The sequence below is a fragment of the Solwaraspora sp. WMMD406 genome, from assembly GCF_029626025.1.
Lineage (GTDB): Bacteria > Actinomycetota > Actinomycetes > Mycobacteriales > Micromonosporaceae > Micromonospora_E.
In genome coordinates this window covers 3,968,209-3,988,737 of the sequence record NZ_JARUBF010000001.1, presented here as the reverse complement: position 1 = coordinate 3,988,737, position 20,529 = coordinate 3,968,209, and the positions used below count along the sequence as shown (strand labels likewise).

15 protein-coding genes are annotated in these 20,529 nt (G+C 68.5%); 3 read left to right on the top strand and 12 right to left on the bottom strand.

The annotated features are described in order from the left end of the window. Window positions 1–101: 101 nt before the first annotated feature. Entirely contained in the window at window positions 102–641 is a 540-nt protein-coding gene (locus tag O7632_RS17540; RefSeq protein ID WP_278115680.1) for a hypothetical protein, read from the bottom strand. A 710-nt stretch (window positions 642–1,351) separates the two neighbouring features. Between O7632_RS17540 and O7632_RS17535 the strand changes: the two genes are divergently transcribed. Then, on the top strand, window positions 1,352–2,605 hold the full coding sequence (locus O7632_RS17535) for a GTPase (protein WP_278115678.1): 1,254 nt from the start codon (window positions 1,352–1,354) through the stop codon (window positions 2,603–2,605). A 125-nt stretch (window positions 2,606–2,730) separates the two neighbouring features. Here O7632_RS17535 and O7632_RS17530 read toward each other — a convergent pair whose 3' ends face one another. From O7632_RS17530 to O7632_RS17480, 11 genes are all read right to left on the bottom strand, one after another. After that, window positions 2,731–4,422 (bottom strand): CHAT domain-containing protein, encoded by a 1,692-nt coding sequence (locus O7632_RS17530; RefSeq protein WP_278115676.1) that lies wholly within the window; start codon window positions 4,420–4,422, stop codon window positions 2,731–2,733. Between the two features lie 30 nt (window positions 4,423–4,452). Then, the gene (locus tag O7632_RS17525) at window positions 4,453–4,653 is read right to left on the bottom strand and encodes a hypothetical protein (RefSeq protein WP_278115675.1); all 201 of its coding nucleotides are present in this window, start codon (window positions 4,651–4,653) and stop codon (window positions 4,453–4,455) included. Beyond that, window positions 4,650–4,811 (bottom strand): hypothetical protein, encoded by a 162-nt coding sequence (locus O7632_RS17520; RefSeq protein ID WP_278115673.1) that lies wholly within the window; start codon window positions 4,809–4,811, stop codon window positions 4,650–4,652. The genes O7632_RS17525 and O7632_RS17520 overlap by 4 nt, the downstream gene beginning before the upstream one ends. A 112-nt stretch (window positions 4,812–4,923) precedes the next feature. Continuing rightward, complete coding sequence (locus O7632_RS17515; RefSeq protein WP_278115671.1) at window positions 4,924–5,415, bottom strand: GTPase; 492 nt, start codon at window positions 5,413–5,415, stop codon at window positions 4,924–4,926. Window positions 5,416–5,533: 118 nt separating this feature from the next. Beyond that, window positions 5,534–6,739: an endonuclease/exonuclease/phosphatase family protein gene (locus O7632_RS17510; protein ID WP_278115669.1), complete on the bottom strand. Its 1,206-nt coding sequence runs from the start codon at window positions 6,737–6,739 to the stop codon at window positions 5,534–5,536. Further along, window positions 6,736–7,737, bottom strand: a complete 1,002-nt coding sequence (locus O7632_RS17505) for a glycosyltransferase family 2 protein (RefSeq protein WP_278115668.1) — start codon at window positions 7,735–7,737, stop codon at window positions 6,736–6,738. The genes O7632_RS17510 and O7632_RS17505 overlap by 4 nt, the downstream gene beginning before the upstream one ends. Further along, complete coding sequence (locus tag O7632_RS17500; protein WP_278115666.1) at window positions 7,730–8,665, bottom strand: UbiA prenyltransferase family protein; 936 nt, start codon at window positions 8,663–8,665, stop codon at window positions 7,730–7,732. The genes O7632_RS17505 and O7632_RS17500 overlap by 8 nt, the downstream gene beginning before the upstream one ends. Further along, complete coding sequence (locus tag O7632_RS17495) at window positions 8,586–9,620, bottom strand: NAD-dependent epimerase/dehydratase family protein (RefSeq protein ID WP_278115664.1); 1,035 nt, start codon at window positions 9,618–9,620, stop codon at window positions 8,586–8,588. Before O7632_RS17495 ends, O7632_RS17500 begins: the two co-directional genes overlap by 80 nt. Continuing rightward, window positions 9,614–10,924, bottom strand: coding sequence for an aminotransferase class III-fold pyridoxal phosphate-dependent enzyme (locus tag O7632_RS17490; protein WP_278120135.1), 1,311 nt, complete (start codon window positions 10,922–10,924; stop codon window positions 9,614–9,616). Before O7632_RS17490 ends, O7632_RS17495 begins: the two co-directional genes overlap by 7 nt. 76 nt (window positions 10,925–11,000) lie before the next feature. After that, window positions 11,001–12,848, bottom strand: a complete 1,848-nt coding sequence (locus O7632_RS17485) for a glycosyltransferase (RefSeq protein ID WP_278115662.1) — start codon at window positions 12,846–12,848, stop codon at window positions 11,001–11,003. 189 nt (window positions 12,849–13,037) lie between these two features. Next, window positions 13,038–15,011, bottom strand: a complete 1,974-nt coding sequence (locus O7632_RS17480; protein WP_278115661.1) for an AfsR/SARP family transcriptional regulator — start codon at window positions 15,009–15,011, stop codon at window positions 13,038–13,040. 804 nt (window positions 15,012–15,815) lie between these two features. Between O7632_RS17480 and O7632_RS17475 the strand changes: the two genes are divergently transcribed. Both O7632_RS17475 and O7632_RS17465 read left to right on the top strand, forming a co-directional pair. Further along, complete coding sequence (locus tag O7632_RS17475) at window positions 15,816–19,715, top strand: ThuA domain-containing protein (RefSeq protein ID WP_347403579.1); 3,900 nt, start codon at window positions 15,816–15,818, stop codon at window positions 19,713–19,715. A gap of 76 nt (window positions 19,716–19,791) precedes the next feature. Then, entirely contained in the window at window positions 19,792–20,421 is a 630-nt protein-coding gene (locus O7632_RS17465; protein WP_278115659.1) for a TetR/AcrR family transcriptional regulator, read from the top strand. Window positions 20,422–20,529: the final 108 nt, after the last annotated feature.

The window sequence follows — 20,529 nt, the reverse complement described above, 5'->3', positions numbered from 1 at the left end:
ACCGACCACCAGACTCCACGGGATTCCCTTCGAACGCTACGGCCCTGTCCGCCCAGAGCTGGGGTCGCCGCGATCGCGGCGGCCCCAGCTCGTGCCACAGCTCAGGGGATGATGACGAACTTCGCGGCCAGCCAGTTCTGGGTAGACAGCGGCGCGGAGGCGGAGAATCCGAAGTACAGGTTGTAGATCTGCGGCGTAGTCGCCTTCGACGGGGCGTAGAAGCGCCACTCGAAGTGGGTGTGTGCCCCCGAGCCGAGCGGATAGGTCCCCGACCCGGTACCCAGCACCTGCGAGCCGGCCGCGTTGAACAGGCGGACGTCACCCGCGTTCGCGCCAGCCGCGCTCATCCACACCGCGCCACTGCCGGGGCAGGATCCCTCGAAGTTGAATCCGACCCAGGGAGCGGACGACTGCGTGGCCGAGCCGATGTCGATGCTCCAGTAGCCGGCGGTCCCGGTGGTGGGCATCCAGGTCACCGCAGTGCTGGAATCGTCGTAGACGAACGCGTAGTTGTGCATGTCCACCGGGTTGATCGGCGTACCCGAGCCGATCTTCGTGGTCAGCGCGAGCGTCGGGCTGGACGGGCATTCGATGTTGACGATGTCGATGTGGCCGGCGTCGATGTCGTTCGTGGCGTACACGCCCGCATGGGCAGGCGACCCCGCCGCTACGGCCAGCAGAAATCCGCAGGTGCCAGCAGCGAGTGTGGCGAGTACACGCCGCCTCGCTCCACGCAGGAGGTGGGCTCTCCTCGGTGTCTGGACAGCAGTCATGTCTCGGTCGCCTCTCGCTAGCTGGGTTGAAGCCGCTGGTGAGTACGTGGTCGACGCGGAACGCCCCTTCCCGTGCTCCACGTTCCGGGGCCTGATGAAAATGAGTTCCATCTTCATCCAAGGGGACCAACCACCGTCCTGTCAAGACCATCTAGTCGAAACCGCAGGATCAGTCAGGGCACGCGCCGCCACACAGCGGCCCACGGTCGCGCCCCTCGCACCGCCAGGCTCTTGTCCCCGGCCCGAGCCTCTCGCAGGGTCACGCGGACGCCCTCGAAAGGTCGACACCGGCCCGGGTTCGTACCGGTCCGTCGACGCTCAAACGGACAACAGGCCCTCGGCACCCCGATGCCGCAGCGCGACGACCGGACAATCGCCAGCACCCCCATCAGCAGATCTTGGAAGGCGTAGGCTTGCCGAAGATACCCTCCGAATAGAAGCAGGCCGGTTTTGTACGACCCGACCTCCCCGGAAGCGCAGCGCGTCTATGCCGACGGGTTCGCGCTTGATGGGCGCCAGGTATCTCGTCATCTGTTAGGCCGATGGCCCTCGCTACACTGTGGTCATACGATCAAAACATGGCAGCCAATCGGAGCCCAGACGACGAGATAAGGCGCGTCGGGGAAGTTCTCGACGAACTCCTCGCGCACACCGAGCGCATCCCGTCGATGTTGCGCTCGCAGCTGATAGATAAGATCCAGCCGCTGATCGACATGGTGAAGGACAGTCGCAACCCCCGCGTGATGATCATGGGCCGCCGAGGCTCAGGGAAATCCTCGGTGATCAACGCGCTGTTCGGCTCGTTCGTTCAGAAGACCGGTGCGGTCAACGCCACGACCGGTGCAGCACGGTGGGTGACGTGCAACTACGCGGGACGAAAGATGGATCTACTCGACACCCGCGGAGTACAAGAGGGGTCGCGCCCAACCGAAGAGGACTCGGCGGCTTCCGCTGAGGAGTCCTTGCTGTTGGCGATACGCAAGACATGTCCGGATGTGATCGTTTTCGTCGTCAAGGCGGAAGATGTCGACTCGGCGATCGAGGGTGACCTCCTCGCCCTGGAGGCCGTCCAGGCCGAAGTCCTGCGCCTCTACGGAACCACGCTAAAGATCCTGCCCGTACTCAACCAGTGCGACAAGCTCCAGCCCATAGATGTTCGCCTATCGGAGACGGACCAAGACCCAGAAAAGCAGGAGACGATCGACGCCGCCATAGCCGTACTCGCGCGACACTTGGCGACCCGCCCGACGCTCCGCGAGCACCTGATCCCCGAGATCATACCGGTCAGCGCGCTCGCGTTCTATGACCGCGAGAGCGGCGAGATCATCCCTTCGCGCGACTACCGGTGGAACATCGAACTGCTCGCTCTGAGGATCTCCGAGAACCTGCCCAACGAGGCACAGCTCGCGTTCGTCCGACTTGCGAGGTTTCGCCGCGTTCAGAGGAATATTGCAAAGAACGTCACTTTCATCTGCGCTGGCGCATCGGGCCTCGTGGCCGCTGAACCGATCCCCGTCGCAGACCTCCCGATCATCACGACCATCCAGGCGACGTTGGTTCTGGTGATCGCCTATATCAGCGGCGAACGCCTGTCCAAGGAATCGGTGGGTAAGTTCTTTGTCGGGCTCGGGCTGAACTTCGTGGGCGGAATGGCTCTGCGCGAGGTCGCCCGCGCGCTGGTGAAGCTCCTGCCGGTGGCTGGCAGCGTGGTATCAGCTGGTATCGCGGTCGCAGGCACAACCGCGATCGGGACCGCAGCGTCCGCCTTCTACATCGAAAGACGGCAGATGGACGACGTGAAACGTGACTTCGACAAACAGCGAGCCGAGTGACGGTCAGCAACCATGTCAGTCCAGCGCTTGGGTACAAGACCTGATCAGGTAGCCAAGCGCTGGCCTATGGCAATTCGTACGCAGCGGGATGGGAGGGTCTGCGACACCCCCTGCTGCTTACAACGTCAGGCGCCGAAGACGAGTTTCGGTGACGCACCTGGCCGGACGAGCAACTCGGGTACGTCCTGTTCCGGAATACCATTGACGAGCAGCGCCACGCGCCCTTGGTCGAAGGCGTCTACGATGGCGCGGTTCTCGCCGAGTGCCGAATAGAACGCGGCGGCGAAGACGGTGGCGGCGTCGTCGCGGATCGACCGGCGCATCCCTACCACGTAGTCGATGTGTTCGCTGATCGCCTTGGCTTGTGTGACCGAATAGCAGGCGTTGAGGACGACGACCTGGACGTTGTCCTTCATGACCCGGAACAGTTCGCCGAGGGCGGCGGCGCTGACGGCGTGCTCACCGGCCCGATACAGGGTCGGGTATCCGCTCGCCGGAGTGATTTCGCGGCTCTGCGTGAAGGTGCCGTCAGCGACCAACACGATCTCCCCTGTCTGGCTGCCGTGGGCGCTGAAATGGACGATGTGCGGCGTGTACTGGTTGAGGTATTGCAGCAGATCGTTGGCGCGGGCGGCCAGGCAGGGCACCAGTTCGAACGCGTCCCGTCGCGTGGTCGCCCGCAGGGCGGCGACAATCTCCCGGATCTCCTCGTCGAGGGCGAGCCGGTCGCTGGTCAACGGATTGGCCGCGAACACCACGATGCGGGCCTTCGGCCGTCCTCCAGCCATCGGGTCGGCGTCGGCTCCCGCAGCCCACGGGGTACCGATCGGCAGCGCGTTGACCGGTTGAGGATGTGCCTGCCAGCCGCGCATTCGGAGCCCCTCCCGGTGTTTCTGGTAGAGCTGCTCGGTGATCCGGCCGTTGGCGAACAGCGCTTCGAGGATCACGTCGCCATTGAGGCCGACGGCCACCTCGGTCAGGAGCATGTTCATGAGGTGGAAGTCGCCCCGGCCGGCCAGCCGCAGCCCGGTGTCGAGGTGCTGGCGCATCCCCGCGCGGTCGCCGTGCCGGCCGGCGTCGAACGCGATGTTGACGTACGGGTAGGGCTGCTGCGGATCCACCTGGGCCGCGAGGTGGAAGTCGGCCTGCGATCTGCCGTAGTCACCGACCGCAAGGTACACGCATCCTCGGTCGTTCAGCAGCGTTGAGAGCAGCTGATCGGGCTTGGCGAACTGGTCGCGCGCGCCGGCCACAGTCGAGATCGCGCTGGTGTATTCGGCGATCGCCGTGGCGTGGTCGCGCCGGTCGTTGGCCAGCCGGGCCAGCGACATCCGGCAGTTGACGTCGGCGGGGTTCGCGGCGACGGCCAGCCGGAACGCCTGCATCGCCCAATCTGTGTTGCCCAGGAACTGGTGAGCGGTGCCGATCCGCCGAAACACGGTCGCCTTGGTCATCGGCGACGCCTTCGCCCCGAGCATCCGCAGGCAGGCGACCGAGTCCTGAATCGCCTGCTGTAGTTCTCCACGACGAAGCCGGACCTCCGCCAGGGTGCTCACCAACAGCGCCTTCGTCACTGGGTCCTTGGCCGCGAGAATGGCACCCTCGGCCACCCGCAGTGCCTCGTCGAGGTGCGCGGGCTCGCTGGCGAACGCCGACATCAGCAGTGCGATGCCGTTGGCTGCCAGGCTGTTGTCCGGGTCGAGCCGCAGCGCTTCCCGGTACGCGGCTAGGGCGTCCCCCGGCCGTCCAGCCTGGTTGTGGTCGATTGCCGCCCGTACCAGGCTTTGGGCCATATCTCTGTCGCGGCGCTTGGTCACGTCCGTGTCGTGTTCTCTGTCCGAGCTCGGTCAGTTCAGGCCGAGCTGTCGCCGAACCCAGTTCCAGGCATCGTCGATCCGGTCCAGCAGCCACGCGGCTGCATGCCGGGCCCACTCGACGAAGTCGTCCCGCGAGAGCGCCTGGCCAAGGGCGCGCTTGCGGCGCATGTCGCGGACGTACCGTTCCATCCGGTCGAGGTCGTCGTCGCTGAGGCTGCCGCTCGTTGTCACCGGTCGTTCTCCAGATCACGTCGGTTGCGTTGGACGCGCGCGTCGTTCAGGTACCGCTCCAGGACGTCCAGTTCCTGCTCGGTGGGGTCGCGCAGTATGAGTTCGTCATGGCCGAAGACCTCGCGCAACGCCAGGCTGATGTCGTTGTGCTGCCGCACGCTTCCGGCGGCGGAGCGACTCCAGTCGCGAAACTCGCGGAGAAGCTCGAAGAGAAGCGCGATGATGCTGTCCGGGATGACCCCGCCCCTGCTGCCTTGTCCGCCAAACTGCCTACGGTGTCCGCCGCTTCCGCATGCGCTGGCCTGTTCCGCAGGGCGCTGCCGCAAGCGCCCGAACAGCCCACCGGGCTTGTGCGTCTCCGGCGGGACATCGTCGTAGATACTGCTGTTCGAGGGCGACGGCACGGTTACGGGCCGCGGTGACCCACAGCACCACGTCGCACTCGGGGAGATGACGCTCGTACATCTCCAGGTAGTGCGGGTCCCGCCGTACGTCCTCGCCGAGCCCGGATGCGTCGACGACGACGAGCCGCACCTGGTCGCCGGCGCCTGGGCCGCTGCTGGGCGCGACCCGCAGCGGGACCTCGGTGAACTCTTTGGTGCATGCCGCGGTGTGACTGATCGGGAGACCGGTCCGGAACATCGTGTTGATCGTGGAGCTCTTCCCCACCCCGGACACACCCACCACACCGATCGTCGGTGGCTTGCGGGCGAGTTCGGATTCCCACGCCCGCCTCAGCTTCCCTGCCTCTTCGGCACTCAACCTTCCTCGTCTCACACGCACATCTGACGGACAGGTCGGCCACCTGTGGCCGACGGGCACCTCGGCCCCGGCGCGGAGGTGCGCTCCGCGCCGGGCACCCACACTGCCCGCCTGGGCGTCAAGCTATCGAGAACCACAGGTGTTGCGGCCGGTGGTCGGACAGGTGCTCGGCGGACGCCAGTTCGTACCGGTGCGCCGTGACCGGTCCTCTGGTGAACGTCCAGTCGATCCGCCAGAACGGCAGCGGCAGACCTGCCAGTGGGCTGTCCCACCGGAAGGTCATCGGGGCGTCGAACCGCCAGCTCATGGGCAGCGGTTGGCGACTCGCCGCGGTCGCGTCCTCGGCCACCTCCCGCAGCGGGTCGAGTGTCCCCATCGACGACGTGGCGTTGAAGTCACCGGAGATGATCGACGGATGGGGATTGGTTTTCAGGTCCTCGACGAGGCCCCGCACCTCGGCCTGGCGCCAGTCGAACTTGCGGCGAAAGTACGAGTCCGGGTCGACCTGTGGCCGCAGGACACTCAGGTCGATGGCGGTGGGCACGGTGACGTGTACGTTGTAGACCGACACGACGGTGTCGCCCACGCGCAGGTCGGTGCGGAGCACCTTGTCCCGGCTGAACACCTCGTTGAACGGTGCGTCCGGGGGCAGGTGCGCGGCAGGACCGAACATCGGCGTGGCCACGACCGGGAAGCGGGAGATGGTGACGAGTTCGCTGCGGCGCACGATGTGGTAGCCGGGGAACTCGGCCCGCAACCTGGCGTCGTCGGGGATCGGGAAGTAGCCGACCTCGCCGGTGCCGGGCACCCAGATGACGTGCTCCTGCAGCAGGTAAACGTCGGCGTCCTGCCGCCGCAGGAACCTGATCTGCGCCTGCGGATCCTCGTTGCTCATGCCCCAGTAGTTGGTGTTCCAGCTCACCACGTGGATCGCGTCGGCGGGGACGGGCCGGTCACCGGGGCGCAGCGCGTGGAGGTTGACGCCGGTCTGGTCGATGCCGGGCAGCAGGCCGGCCAGGGCCAGGGCAACGGCCCACCGACGGCGCCGGCCGCACGCGGCGGCGCCGAGCCCGAGCAGCAGCAGCGGCACGGCGACGAGTAACACCGGTGGCACCGCGTCGAGCAGGATGGACCAGTGCCATCGGCCGGTGGTGGCCCGGCGTACGACGTTGTAGACCAGCCACAGCGCGGCCGTCGCGATCAGCAACCAGCCGTACCACCGGCGCAGGGCGCGGGCCGCGCGCCGCCATCGTGGACCGGTCGGACCGGTGGCCGGCGGGGCCGGGGGCGGTGCGGGGGACGCGGCGATGTCGTGGAGCGTCACGGCGCGGTCCTTTCGTACATGCGACGAAACCGTGGGCTGGCGAGCCAGGTGAGGACGCCGACGGCAAGCCCACTGGCGACGGTGGCGTTGACCAGCAGGTGTACCGCGGTGAAGAAGGCAAGGAAGGACCAGCCCCGCTCGCGGCGGACGAACGCGTACTGGCCGGCGTCGACGGTGACGAACGCGGCCAGCAGCAGCGCGGTGCCGACCAGCACCGGCGGGTGAAGCACCGCCGTTGGCGCGCTGAGCAGGGTGAGCAGTGCCAGGACCGAGGCGGCGGCCCGGCCACCGGTCTCCATGCCCTGCATGGCCCGGCCGCGTCGCAGATAGAACGGCACCCGCAGCCGACTGCGGCGAAACGCCTTGCGCAGCAGGGGCACCAGGCGGCTCTCGTCGGAGAGCCGGCCGCTGACGCGGGCGGTGAGCAGCATCGGGTACCGCTGGGACAGCCGCTCCGCGTGGTCGATCTCCTCGGTCTGGCGCAGCGCCGGGTTGAACCAGCCGGCGGCGTCGAACGCCGCGCGGGTCACCGCCCCGAGCGCGTAGAAGCCGCCGCTGACCTCGCCCTGCGCACTGACCCGCCAGTAGTGGTACTGGAGGATGCGGTACTGCCCGACCGGACCTTCGGGGAACAGCGGTACCTTGTCCGGTACGCCGAAGACCGCGCCGTACCCCTGCGGGCCGGACAGCAGCGCGACCGCGTTCTCGATCGCGTCCGGATACATGATCATGTCCGCGTCGATGAAGAAGACGACGTCGCCCTTGGCGTGCCGGACGCCGAGGTTGCGGGCGGCGCCGGGTCCGCCGTTGCGGTCGGCCCGGACGAGGGTGCAGGCGTGCCGGGCGGCGCGTACGGCGCTGTCGTCGGTACTGGCGTCGTCGACCACGATGATCTCGTGCGCGGGGTAGGTCTGGGTCGCGACCGACGCCAGGCACAGGTCGATGGTCCGGCTGTCGTTGTACATCGGGACGACGACCGACACCTTCGGCTCATCCATGTAACAGGCTCCCTTCCAGCAGCAACAGCCACAGTGCGGCGTTGACGAGCAGGACCCGGTCGCGCAGCAGCACCGAGACCGGGTTGCCGCCACCCGAGTCGACGAACACGACCTGCAGGTAGCGAAAGAGGGCGAACAACGCGCACGGGACGGTCAGCAGCCCGGTGGTGCTGACTGTCGCGGCGTACGCCAGGTAGGTGACGAGGGTGGCGGCGGCGGTGAGCACCAGCAGTTGATCGACGAGGTGCTGGTTGTAGCCGGCCAACGACGGCCGGTGGGCCGTCTCGCCGGCGAGCAGCTCGTGGCGGCGTTTGCCGAGGACGAGCAGCAGGCACACCGACAGCACACACAGGACCAGCCAGCCGGGCGGACGTGCCCCGACCGTCGTGTAGCCCTGCACCAGCCGCAGCACGAAGCCGGCGGCGACGACGAACAGGTCCACCAGCGGTACGTGCTTGAGCCCGAAGCTGTACGCGAGGTTCAGCGGAAGGTATACCAGCAGCGGCCACCAGGTGGTCACCGCGTCGCCGACGATCACCGCGAGGACGGCCAGCAGCAGCACTCCGAGCAGCGCCGCCGCCCTGGGTGTGACCCGACCGGCGGCGACGGGCCGGTGTTGTTTGGTCAGGCTGGCCCGGTCCCGTTCGCGGTCGGCGATGTCGTTGAGCACGTAGACGGCACCGGCGGCGAGGACGAACGCACCGACCGCGACGCCGAGCCGGCCGACGGCAGACCACTCCATCAGCGCGGGGTCCAGCAGCGCGAGCAGGACGACCAGGTTCTTCGGCCACTGTCCGGGCCGCAGGAGGACGAGCAGGTCGCGGGCGAGGCCGGTGCGGCCCGGACGATCAGAAGAAGACCTTGGCGGCGGCGAGAGCGCCCTGTCTCCACGGATCGCGGCTGGTACGTCCGGTGTTCTGGGCAGCATCACGGGGCTCCTTGCGCTGGTCACGCCACCAGGCGTAGGTGTCGAGGATGGCGTCCTGGTTGGACATACGCGGGGTGAATCCGAGCCGGTCCCGGGCCTTGTCTATGCAGACGTACGAGTCGGCGGTGAGTTTGTGCAGCAGGCGCCCGTACACCGGGGACAGTCGCAGCCGTTCGAGCGTGCCGAGCAGCGCGAGCGCCGGGCGGCTCGGCACCGACACCACCCGCCCGCCGTGGCCGGCGGCGTCGAGTACGGCCTGGAAGTCCTCGCGCAGGGTGCCGAAGGAGGCCGCGCCGATGTTGTAGGTGTCGTTGGCCACCGGGTCGGGTGCGTCCAGCACGGTGGTCACCGCGTCGGCGAGGTCGGACAGGGCGAGCATCTGGATCCGCACGTCGCCACGGCCGATGACCGGGAAGTTACGGCCTTCCTCGGCCCATTCGAACAGCATGGAGAACAGCCCCATCCGGCCGGGGCCGAGAAACGTCTTGGGCCGCACGATCGGCAGACAGGCACCGTCGGCGCGCAGCCGTTCTGCGTACTCCTCGGCGGCTGTCTTCGCTGCGCTGTAGGGGTCGACCGGCTCCCGGGGGTGTTCCTCGGTGGTGGGTACGGTGCGAGGCAGGCCGTAGACGGCGGTCGACGAGATGTGCACCACCCGGGCCACCCCGGCCCGGACCGCTGCGGTCAGCACGGTTCGCGTGCCATCGACGATGATCGACCGGATTTCGGCGGCCGGGTAGCTGGGCAGCGCCGACGCGCAGTGCACGACGGAGTCGGCGCCGGCAACCGCCCGGGACATGGCGGCCGGGTCCCGCACGTCGCCGGTGACCTCGACGTCGACACCGGGGCGTAGATCGACGCCGCGTACGTGGTGGCCGTCGGCGCGCAGCCGGGCGGCGAGGTGGGAGCCGAGCATGCCGGCGGCTCCGGTGACGACGATGGTCCGGCTCACCACAGCGTGCTCACTTTCTCGCGGACGAACCGGGTGACCAGCCGTCCGAGCCCGTGGGCGAGGGTGCGGTCCAGGCTGTCCACGGCGCGTTCGACGTCCGCCGGCACGGTCACCAGACTCGGTGCGAAGATCAACGGGTTGCGTCCGTTGAGGGTGTAGTAGGCGAACACGTCGTGGTCGTGGTAAAGCGCGTTGATCACCGCGCAGGTGACGAGCTTGGTCTTGAACCGTGGGTCCTTGGCCATGCCGCCGGGTGCCAGCTTGGCGACGAGGTCGAGAATCCGTGGTCCTCCGTCGATGAAGATCCCCCAGAGCGCACCGGCACCCGCCACATGGCTGACGATGTCCGGGTACTGCTTGGCGATGCGGCTCAGGCCAGGGCGCAGGACCCGTTCCAGGTCACGGGCCAGGGCCGGGTAGTCATCGCCGATCGCGACGTTGACCGCTTCCAGAGCGGTGGCGCACTCCTCGCCGAAGCCGTAGTAGGTGGTGCTGGTACTCTGCAGCAGGGCGTCGCCGAGGTTGTCGTAGGCCTTGCGGTACAGCGGTTCCCGGGCCACGAACGCGGAGATCGAGGACTTGCCGCCGCCGAACGATTTCGACGTGGTCAGTACGTCGGGGATCAGCCCGTCGTGGCGCATGAAGTAGAAAAGGCTGCCGGTCTTGCCCCAGCCGGTGTAGATCTCGTCGAAGATCAGGACGATGTCCTGCTCGGAGCAGAGCCGGCGCAGCCCGTAGAGGAACTCTGCGGAGCACCAGCGGATCGTCGACGCGCTGAACGGTTCGATGAGGATGGCGTAGACGTCGCCGCGGTGGCGGGCGACGGCGGCGCGTACCGACTCCAGATCGCCGTAGGTGAACGTGTCGATGCCGGGGATGGTCGGGAAGGCGTACTGGTTCTGCCCGGTGAGGCCACCGGAACCGAGGAGCTTGCCGTGGAAGCTGATGTCGGCGCGCAGCACCGTTGTGCGCCGCCCGTCGTGGTACTTGTACGCCAGCTTGACCGCCCCCTCCACCGCTTCCGCGCCGGAGTTCGGCAGGAACGACATGTTCAGATCGCCCGGCAGCGCCTGGGCGAGGTTGTGGGACAGCGCCGCCAGGTACGGGGAAAAGTAGGTCTTGTGCACCTCCATCCGGTGCCGGTCGGCGTAGCGCCGTCGGGCGGCCAGGACCCGTGGGTGGTTGTGGCCGTGGTTGAGCACGCCGACCCCGCCGGTGATGTCGAGGATCCGGCGGCCGTCCCGTTGGTAGAGGTAGGCGCCTTCGGCACGGTCGACCAGTTCCCGGCCGAAGCCGAATGAAGTCATCAGCGACACCTGCGAGGCGTTGACGTGTCGTCGGTACAGGTCGTGGATCTCGCCCACGCCGAGTCGCTCGGCGTCGTCAAGGGTGAGCAATTCGGACATGTGACTCTCCTCGGTGCAGGAAACGAAAGATGCCGAGTACGGCGAGGGAGGTGCCGATCTCGACGACGACGCAGATCAGCCGGCTGGCGAGGGCGGCGGTGCCGGCCACTCCCCACGGCAGGACGGTGGCCAGGGCGGCGGCGAGTGCGAACTCGCGGACACCCCAGCCGTCGGGTGCGACGATCGACAGGCTGCCGGCGACGGTGGCCAGTGCGAACGCGCCGACGGCGACCGCCGCCGAACGGTCGGCCGGCGCGCCGAGCGCCACCACCAGCGCCCACAGGTGCAGGCCGGAGACGACCCAGGAGAGCAGCGCCAACGCCAGCGCGGCGCGGACCGCCCTCGTGGGCAGCGGGGTGGCCGGGCGCCGGACCAGCCGGGCGACCAGGGCGATGGGTCGGTCGAGCAGCGCCGGACGGCGCAGCAGGGCGACGAAGCCGACCAGGGGCACCAGGATCCAGGGACCCGGCGCGGCGAGCAGTCCCACCCCGGCCCCGGCGAGGATCGTGAGTCCGATGCTGACCAGGTAGGCGGTGATCATGCGTTCGGCGGGCGCGCCGGCCTGCCGGCCCAGGTCCACGTGGGTGACCACTCCCCACACCCGCCCGGGCAGGTACTTGCCGAGCTGGCCGAGGAAGAAGATCCGGGCCGCCGCGAGCCCACGGACCGGGACCAGGACCCGCCAGGCCACCATCCCGATCAACAGCCCGGTCAGGTTGGCGGCGGTCGCCGCCAGCAGCAGCGGCAGGCCGGCCGGGCGGCTCAGCGCCACCAGCGGCGCGGTGCCGGCGGCGCGTACGGTGAACCCGAGCGCGACCACGGCGGCGACCAGCACCAGCGGGGTGAGCCAGCGCGTCGGCCGGGGACCGAGCAGCAGCCGTACGCAGCCCAGCACCGCCCCGGCGACCAGCGCGACGTGCAGCAGCAGATGCACGCCGAGGAAGAAGGGCAGGAACCGGGGACCCCGGTGACGGGCGACGAACCGCAGCAGCCCGATGTCGCAGACCGCGAAGACGGCGACCAGCAGCGCGGAGGCGAGGGCGAACGCCGGATGGATCAGGGTTAGCGGAAGCATGCCCAGGGCCCCCGCCACGGCGAGGATCCCGGCGGGGCGGTTCGCGGTCAGGCTGGCGCGGCCCTCGCGGCGGGCGGCGAGTACGGTTCGGGCGAGCAGCTGGGATCGGCGGAACTGCTCGGACAGCAGCGGGCCGAGCCGGGAGACCTCGTCGTGCCGGGCGACGACGCGCTCGCTGAGCACGATCCGGGTACGCGGGGCGAGGCGGTCGCTGTATTCCAGGTCCTCGGAGTCGCGCAGCTGTTCGTCGAAGGGGCCGGTCTCCTCGAACACCGAGCGGCGGATCGCCGTCTGCGCGAAGAAGGCGGTCTGGACCACGCCGACGTGACGCCGACGCCACCAGTACGCGTGGAGCGTGCGGTACCACTCGACCGGCCCGTCGTCGATGAGCGGCTCTGGCGCGATGACTCCGTGCACGCAGCCGACGTCCGGGGTGTCGCGCAGGATCGCTACCGCGTTGGCGATGGCGTCCGGCTCCAGCGCCTCGTCGGAGTCGAGGAAGAACAGCACGTCACCGGAGGCGAGGGCGGCTCCGGTGTTGCGGGCGGCGGAGACGCCCCGGTTTTCCGGGTGTACCACGATCCGGCACGGGAACCGCCGGGCGATCTCCGGCGAGCCGTCCGTGCTGTGGTCGTCGACGACGATCACCTCGTGCGGCGGGTACGTCTGCCCGTATACCGAACTCAGGCAGGCGTCGAGGGTCCTGGCGTAGTTGTGGTTGGGGATGACCACGGAAACGGTGAGGGCCATGCGATCCAGCGAAGCAGTCAGGAGCTTCGATGGGATATCGCCGCACCGTCGGGTTCGGAGAACGCCCGGCCACCAGACGACACAGCGAAATCGGTCGATACAGAATTGATAGCGATCGCATAAGGCGCCGCCGGAGGAAGCGACGTGCGTCCGTCCGGTCTTCGCCGCCACGACCCAGGTGGCTGCGACCTATCCGGTCGGGTCCGGCCAGCCGAGCCGGGCGGCTTGGTGCACCGCCGCCATCAGGGTGGGCAGTTCAGCGGTCAGCCAGCTGACCGGATCAGCACGCAGCCGATCGACGGCCGCGTCGACCACCATCGGGGAGGGCACGTCGCCACCGGCGCCGTCCGCGTGCCGGCTCGCCGTACCGGTCAGGTACAGGCAGGTGGCCCAGACCCGACGCAGTGACTGCTCGCGCACCGCGGCGGTGTCCTCGACCTCGGCACGTTCCAGGGCGAACACGCGCACCAGCGCCGGCAGCCGGTACAGCGGCTGACCGCCGCCTGGCGCGCGGTCCGCCTCCACCAGCTGCGCGTCGGCCAACTGTTCGAGCAGGTCCTCCGCGACGGCCGGCTCGGTGTCCAGCACCGCCGCCGCCACCCAGGCGGGAAGCTGGACGCAGTCCAGCAGCGCGAGCCGCCGCAGCAGACGTCGGGTGCCGTCAGGCAGAGCTCGGTAGCTACCGGCCAAACTCAGCCGAACACTGAGCGAGCCGTGTTCCAGTTCGTCAAGCAGTCGTCTGTCGTCGCGCATGCGCGCCAAGAGCTGACCTATCCCCCAGTGCTCCCGGGCGGTCAGCCGGGCACCGGCGATCCGTAGGGCGAGGGGCAGCCCACCGCAGAGGGCGACGAGCCCGGCTGCGGTGCTTGCCTCGGCGTCGACGCGCTGGCGACCGATGATCCTGCCGAGTAGGCGCAGCCCGTCGGCCGAGCCGAGCAGCCGGGGCCGGATATGGTGCGCGCCGGGCAGGGCCACCAACGCGGACCGGCTCGTGACGAGCACTCCGCAGCTGCCGCTGCCCGGCAACAACGGTTGCACCTGCGACTCGTCGATGACGCCGTCGAGGACGACAAGGACACGTCGACCCGCTAGTCGACTCCGGTACAGGTGGGCCTGCTCGTCGATGCCCCCGGGAATCTCGGCCCGGTCGACACCGAGGTCGCGAAGGAAGCGTCGCAGCACCTGTTGCGTCAGACCAGGCGTCGCGTCGAGCGACGCGTAAAGCTGTCCGTCCGGATAACCCGCGAGCATCCGATGTGCCACGTGAATGGCCAGGGCGGACTTGCCGATGCCGGCCCGGCCGGTGACGCAGACCACCGGCACGGCCCGTACGTCGACTCGACCCGGGGCCAGTGCGGCGCAGGCGGCGGCGACGTCGTCGGCTCGGCCGATGAAATCGGCCGTGTCGGACGGCAGCTGGTGCGGCGCGGGGCGCGACGCCGCCGGCCGGTAGACACGGTGCGTGGGGGCACGGTGCGTGGGGGCACGGTGCGTGGAAAGGTCCAGCTCTGGATCGCCGAGGAGGATGCCCTGTTCGAGCCGACGCAGCTCGTCGCTCGGTTCGATGCCGAGCGTGTCGACGAAGGCGGTCCGCGCGGCGTGGTAGATCTCCAGTGCCTCCGCCTGCCGACCCGAGCGGTACAACGCCACCATCAGCAGCGCGTACAACCGCTCGCGGAGCCGATCGCGTTCGATGAGCCAGATCAGCTCGCCGATCACCTCTTCGTGATGGCCCAACGCCAGATCGAGACGGATCCGTTCCTCGATCGCGGCGGTCCGGAGCTCCTCCAGCCTCTTGCGGCCCGCGTCGACGATCCGCCCCGGCAAGCCGGCCAGGGCCGGACCGCCCCACAATGCCAAGGCCGCGCGCAGCCGCTCGGCGGCGGCAGCCAGGTCACCGCTGGCGGCGATGGAGCGAGCCTCGGCGATGAGCCGGCCGAACACGTCGACGTCGAGTTGACCGTCGGCGACCCGGAGCAGGTATCCGGAGTGGTGGGTTTCGAACGGGCTGTCGAGGTCGCGGCCGGTGAAGGTACGACGCAGGGAAGACAGGCAGATCTGCACCTGTCCGCGCGCGGTCGAGGGAGGCGCGTCCTCCCACACCGCGTCGATGAGCCGTTCCATCGGTACGACGCGGTTGGCCTCCAGCGCCAGAAGCGCCATGATCACGTGGCTGCGGCGGCCCGGTAAGCGGAATTGCTGCCCACCGTAGCCGACGCGAAGGGGCCCCAGGATCTGTACGTGCACGATAATCCCTCCGGTAGTCACTCCGGGGTTCGACGACGTCATTCGCACGGCATCCATCAGTACGGTTCAAGACGATTACCCTCGACGGCCACCAGACGATCACCCGCCTGTCATCACGAAAGGAAGATAGAAAGCAATATTAACAGATTCACAGAAGTCTATCATCTGCGATTGGGCGCATCCATAGCGTGATCGCGACCGAGAGTGTGGTATCCAGCACTGCGTCCGACAGCGCGCGACGACCACCAGTGGGTAGATAAGCGCTGCCAATTCTCGATAAATGATCTTTTCGACCTCACGGATTCGCGAAATCTGCAAGACCAGAAATCAGCAAGACCAGAAATCAGCAAGACCAGAAACCAGCAAGACCAGAAACCCGATTGCGTACGATCGCCGCAACCAACAACCCGGACCATTCGACGGCATTGGTGAGATGCGGAGCCGGCAGGCGATGCCCGCCAGGATCACGATCGCGCCGACGGAGCTGACGCTCACCCGACCGAGCGAAGGCCGCACCCCGACACGCTCCGGTGACGCGACGACGCCGGGACACGGGGCAGCAACGATCATCCTCGTCCAGTTTGTCGCTTTGGTATTGACAGAGAGCGCTCTATCGACGATCGTGTCTGTACGAGCGGTAACTCGGCGCTTACCGACTCGCCCCGACGTGATCGGCGCACGTCTGACCACCCTCCCCACCAGAAAGGCGGAACTCCGATCATGTTGCGCAGAGCCGCGCTCTGCGTCGCCCTCGTCCTGGCGGGTGTTGCCATCCCGGCGACTCCCGCGATCGCGGCCGACTTCTCCGTACTGGTCTTCAGCAAGACCGCGGGATACCGGCACGATTCGATCCCGGCGGGCATCGCCGCGATCCGGCAGCTGGGCACGCAGAGCAACTTCACCGTGGAAGCGACCGAGGACGCCACCGCGTTCACCGACGCCAACCTGTCCCGATTCCAGGCCGTCATCTGGCTCTCGACCACCGGCGATGTGCTCAACGCCAGCCAGCAATCGGCGTTCGAACGCTACGTCCGCGCCGGCGGCGGCTACGTCGGCGTACACGCCGCGTCCGACACCGAGTACGAATGGCCCTGGTACGGCGACCTGGTCGGCGCGTACTTCGCCAGCCACCCGCACATCCAACCCGCGACGGTACGGATCGAGGACCACGAACACCCCTCCACGGCCGGGCTGCCAACCGACTGGGTCCGCACCGACGAGTGGTACGACTACCGCCACAACCCACGCGACGCCGTACACGTGCTGGCCAACCTCGACGAGACCACCTACACCGGCGGGACGATGGGCGACGACCACCCGATCGCCTGGTGCCGGCCGTACGACGGCGGGCGCAGTTGGTACACCGGCATGGGTCACACCCAGGAGAGCTACAGCGAGGCACACTTCCGTACCCACCTGCTCGGCGGCATCCGGTACGCCGCGCAGGGCCTCGGCGACTGCGCGACCGGCACCGGACCTGTCGACCCACCCGGCGAGTTCTCCCAGGTGACCCTCGCCAAAGGCGTCGCCGAGACCGGCGAGCCGATGGGCATGACCGTATTGCCCGACCGGGGCGTGCTGCACACCTCGCGCGACGGCGTGGTCCGTTACACCGATCCGGCCGGCAACACCAAGGTCGCGCTGACCCTGCCGGTCTACACGCACGACGAGGAAGGACTGCAGAGCATCAAAGCCGACCCCGGTTTCGTCACCAACCGGTGGGTCTATCTCTACTACGCTCCGCCGCTGTCCACTCCGGCCGGCGACGCCCCGACCAGCGGCACGCCGGCACAGCTCGCGCCCTTCGACGGTGTCAACCGGCTGAGCCGGTTCACGGTCCGAGCCGACCACACGATCGACCCGGCGTCGGCGGTCACCATCCTCGACGTACCGAGCAGCCGGGGCCAGTGCTGTCACGTCGGTGGCGACATCGACTTCGACGCCGCCGGCAACCTCTACCTGTCGACCGGAGACGACACGAACCCGTTCGACTCCGCCGGCTACGCGCCGATCGACGAACGAGCCGGTCGCAACCCCGCCTTCGACGCCCAACGGACCTCGGCCAACACCAACGATCTGCGCGGCAAGGTACTACGGATCAGGCCGTCCGCTGCCGGCGGCTACACCGTCCCGGCGGGGAACATGTTTCCGGCCGGGACCGCCGGAACCCGGCCGGAGATCTACGCCATGGGATTCCGCAACCCGTTCCGGATGAGCGTGGACTCGGCCACCGGCGACGTCTACCTCGGCGACTACGGTCCCGACGCGGGCACCGCCGACCCCGAGCGGGGACCAGCCGGTGACGTCTCCTTCGAGCGGATCACCGAGCCCGGCTTCTACGGCTGGCCGTACTGCAACAACCGCAACACGCCGTACCAGGAGTACGCCTTCCCGAGTGGTCCCTCAGCCGGGCCGTTCGACTGCGCCGGCGGCCCGACCAACAACTCGCCCAACAACAGCGGTCTGACCAGGTTGCCGCCGGCACGGTCCGCGTGGCTGCCGTATGGTGGCGGCCAGGATCCGCCGAGCCTGTGCTGCGGGAGCCTGTCACCGATGGGCGGCGAGGTCTACCGTTACAGCGCCTCACTCGACTCCGATGTCAAGTTCCCACCGTCGTACCACGGCAAGCTGTTCGCCACCGAATTCGGCCGACGCTGGATCAAGACGATCGCCATCGGGGCGGACGGGTCACCCGGCACCATCACCCCGTTCCCCTGGTCCGGTACACAGGTGATGGACTACGAGTTCGGGCCTGACGGCGCGCTCTACGTGCTCGACTACGGCACCGGCTGGTTCGGCGGCGACGCCAACTCGGCGGTATACCGGATCGAGTACCGGATCTCCGGCAACAACCGCCCGCCGGTCGCGGTCGCGGCGGCCAATCCGACCAGCGGCAACACGCCGCTGACAGTGACGTTCTCGGCCGCGGGCAGCAGCGACCCCGACGGCGACCCGCTCAGCTTCGCGTGGGACTTCACCAGCGACGGCTCGACCGATGCGACAACCCCGGACACCACGTTCACCTACCCGGTCAACGGGCGGTACACGGCGACGTTGACGGTCCGCGACAGCGGCGGCCTCACCGCCACCGCGAGCGTCGTCATCGCGGCGGGTGGTCCGGCGGTGACGGTCACCGCGCCGCAGGACGGACAGCTGTTCAACTTCGGCGACGCGGTGCCGTTCTCCGTGTCGGTCTCCGACCCGGCGCATCAGGTCGTGGACTGTTCCCGGGTACGGGTCACCTACGTCCTCGGGCACGACACCCACGGACATCCGATCACCAGTGTCGACGGCTGCTCGGGCACGATCCAGACCACCGTGGACGGCGAACACGACGCCTCGGCCAACATCTTCGGCATCATCAACGCCGCCTACACGCCGCCCGGCTCGACCACAGCGATCAACGCCGAGCCGGTGCTACTCCAACCGCGCCTGCGTCAGGCCGAGCATTTCAGCACCCAGCAAGGGGTGAGCGTATTGCCGGTGGCCGGCGCGCAGGGCGGCAATGTGGTCGGCGGCATCGACAACGGCGACTGGATCTCGTTCACGCCGTACCATCTCGCCGGTGTCACCGGCTTCTCGGCCCGGGTGTCGGCCGCGCCCGGCGGCGGCGGGACCATCACGCTGCGGTCGGGTTCGGCGACCGGCACAGTGGTCGGCACGGCGGCGGTCACGCCAACCGGCTCGCTCGACACGTACCTCACGGTGACCGGTGCCGTCACCGCGCCGCCGGGCGGTTCGGCCCCGCTCTACCTGGTCTTCACCGGCGGTACGGGGTCGAACCTGTTCAACGTCGACTCGTTGCACCTCACCTCCGGGCAGCCGCCCACGGGATCGAACCTGGCGCTGAACAAGCCGGCGACGGCGTCGAGCGTCGAAGCGGACGCCTACCCGGCGTCGGCCGCCGTCGACGCCTCCACCACCACCCGCTGGTCCAGCCAATTCGCCGACCCACAATGGCTCCAGATCGACCTCGGCCAGACGTACACCGTCGAACGCGTACGCCTGACCTGGGAAGCCGCCTACGGAACCGCCTACCAGATCCAGGTCTCACCAGACGGACAGACCTGGACCACCGCACGCACCATCACCAACGGCGACGGCGGCACCGACGACCTCACCGGTCTCGACGCCAACGGCCGCTACATCCGGATGTACGGCACCACCCGCGCCACCGAATGGGGATACTCCCTGTTCAACCTCGAAGTGTTCGGTGACGCACCGCCCGCGCTCAGCAACGTCGCGGCGGGCAAGCCGGCGACCGCGTCGAGCGTCGAAGCGGACGCCTACCCGGCGTCGGCCGCCGTCGACGCCTCCACCACCACCCGCTGGTCCAGCCAATTCGCCGACCCACAATGGCTCCAGATCGACCTCGGCCAGACGTACACCGTCGAACGCGTACGCCTGACCTGGGAAGCCGCCTACGGAACCGCCTACCAGATCCAGGTCTCACCAGACGGACAGACCTGGACCACCGCACGCACCATCACCAACGGCGACGGCGGCACCGACGACCTCACCGGTCTCGACGCCACCGGCCGCTACATCCGGATGTACGGCACCACCCGCGCCACCGAATGGGGATACTCCCTGTTCAACCTCGAAGTGTTCGGCAGGTAACCACGGAGGGAGCGCCGGACCGTTCCCGGCGCTCCCTCCGCGCGTGCGGGTAGACGGCATGGCATCGTCGGCGGGTATGGGCGGCAGGGACCTGAGTCGGACGACGATCGTCGGTGCCGGGCGGCGGCTGGCGCAGAGCGAGGGCGTCGACGCGGTGTCGATGCGGAGAGTGGCGGCAGAGCTGGGCTGCTCGGCGATGGCGCTGTATCGACACGTGTCGGACAAGCGTGAGTTGTTGATCCTGGTGCTCGACGATGTGGCGTCCGGCTTACCGTTGCCGCTCGTCGATGGCCCACCGAGCCGGCGGTTGTTCGCGCTGTTCGATTCCTTGCACGAATATCTCGGTGGGTTTCCATGGGTGGTCGACGTGCTCCGGGAGGGTGAACTGTTCGCGCCGCAGGCGCTGCGGTTCACCGAAGCGGTGCTGGAGGCACTGGCCGTCGCGGGGCTGCACGGCCGTGACGCGTTGGGGGTGTACGCCGCGCTGTGGCAGTACACGCTGGGGCATCTGGCGGCGGCGCACCCGAAGGACCCGGCCGTCCGGGCCCGCCGTGACGAGCTGGCCAACCGGGCACCGCTGGACGAGCTTCCCCGGGTGCGGTCGATCATGCCGCTGTTGGCCGAGTTCGACGCGGAAGCGGTCTACGCGGCGGGACTCACCGCGTTGATCCGGGGTGCGCTGCCCGCCGACCGTCCGAACGGTTGATCGGCGGTTCGCCCGTACGGCCGTTGTTGCCCCACGTGCCGATGCGACCTTGACGATGCCGGTTAATTAGGTAAGCCTGTCCTCTGTTTACACCGTACGCAGCGATGG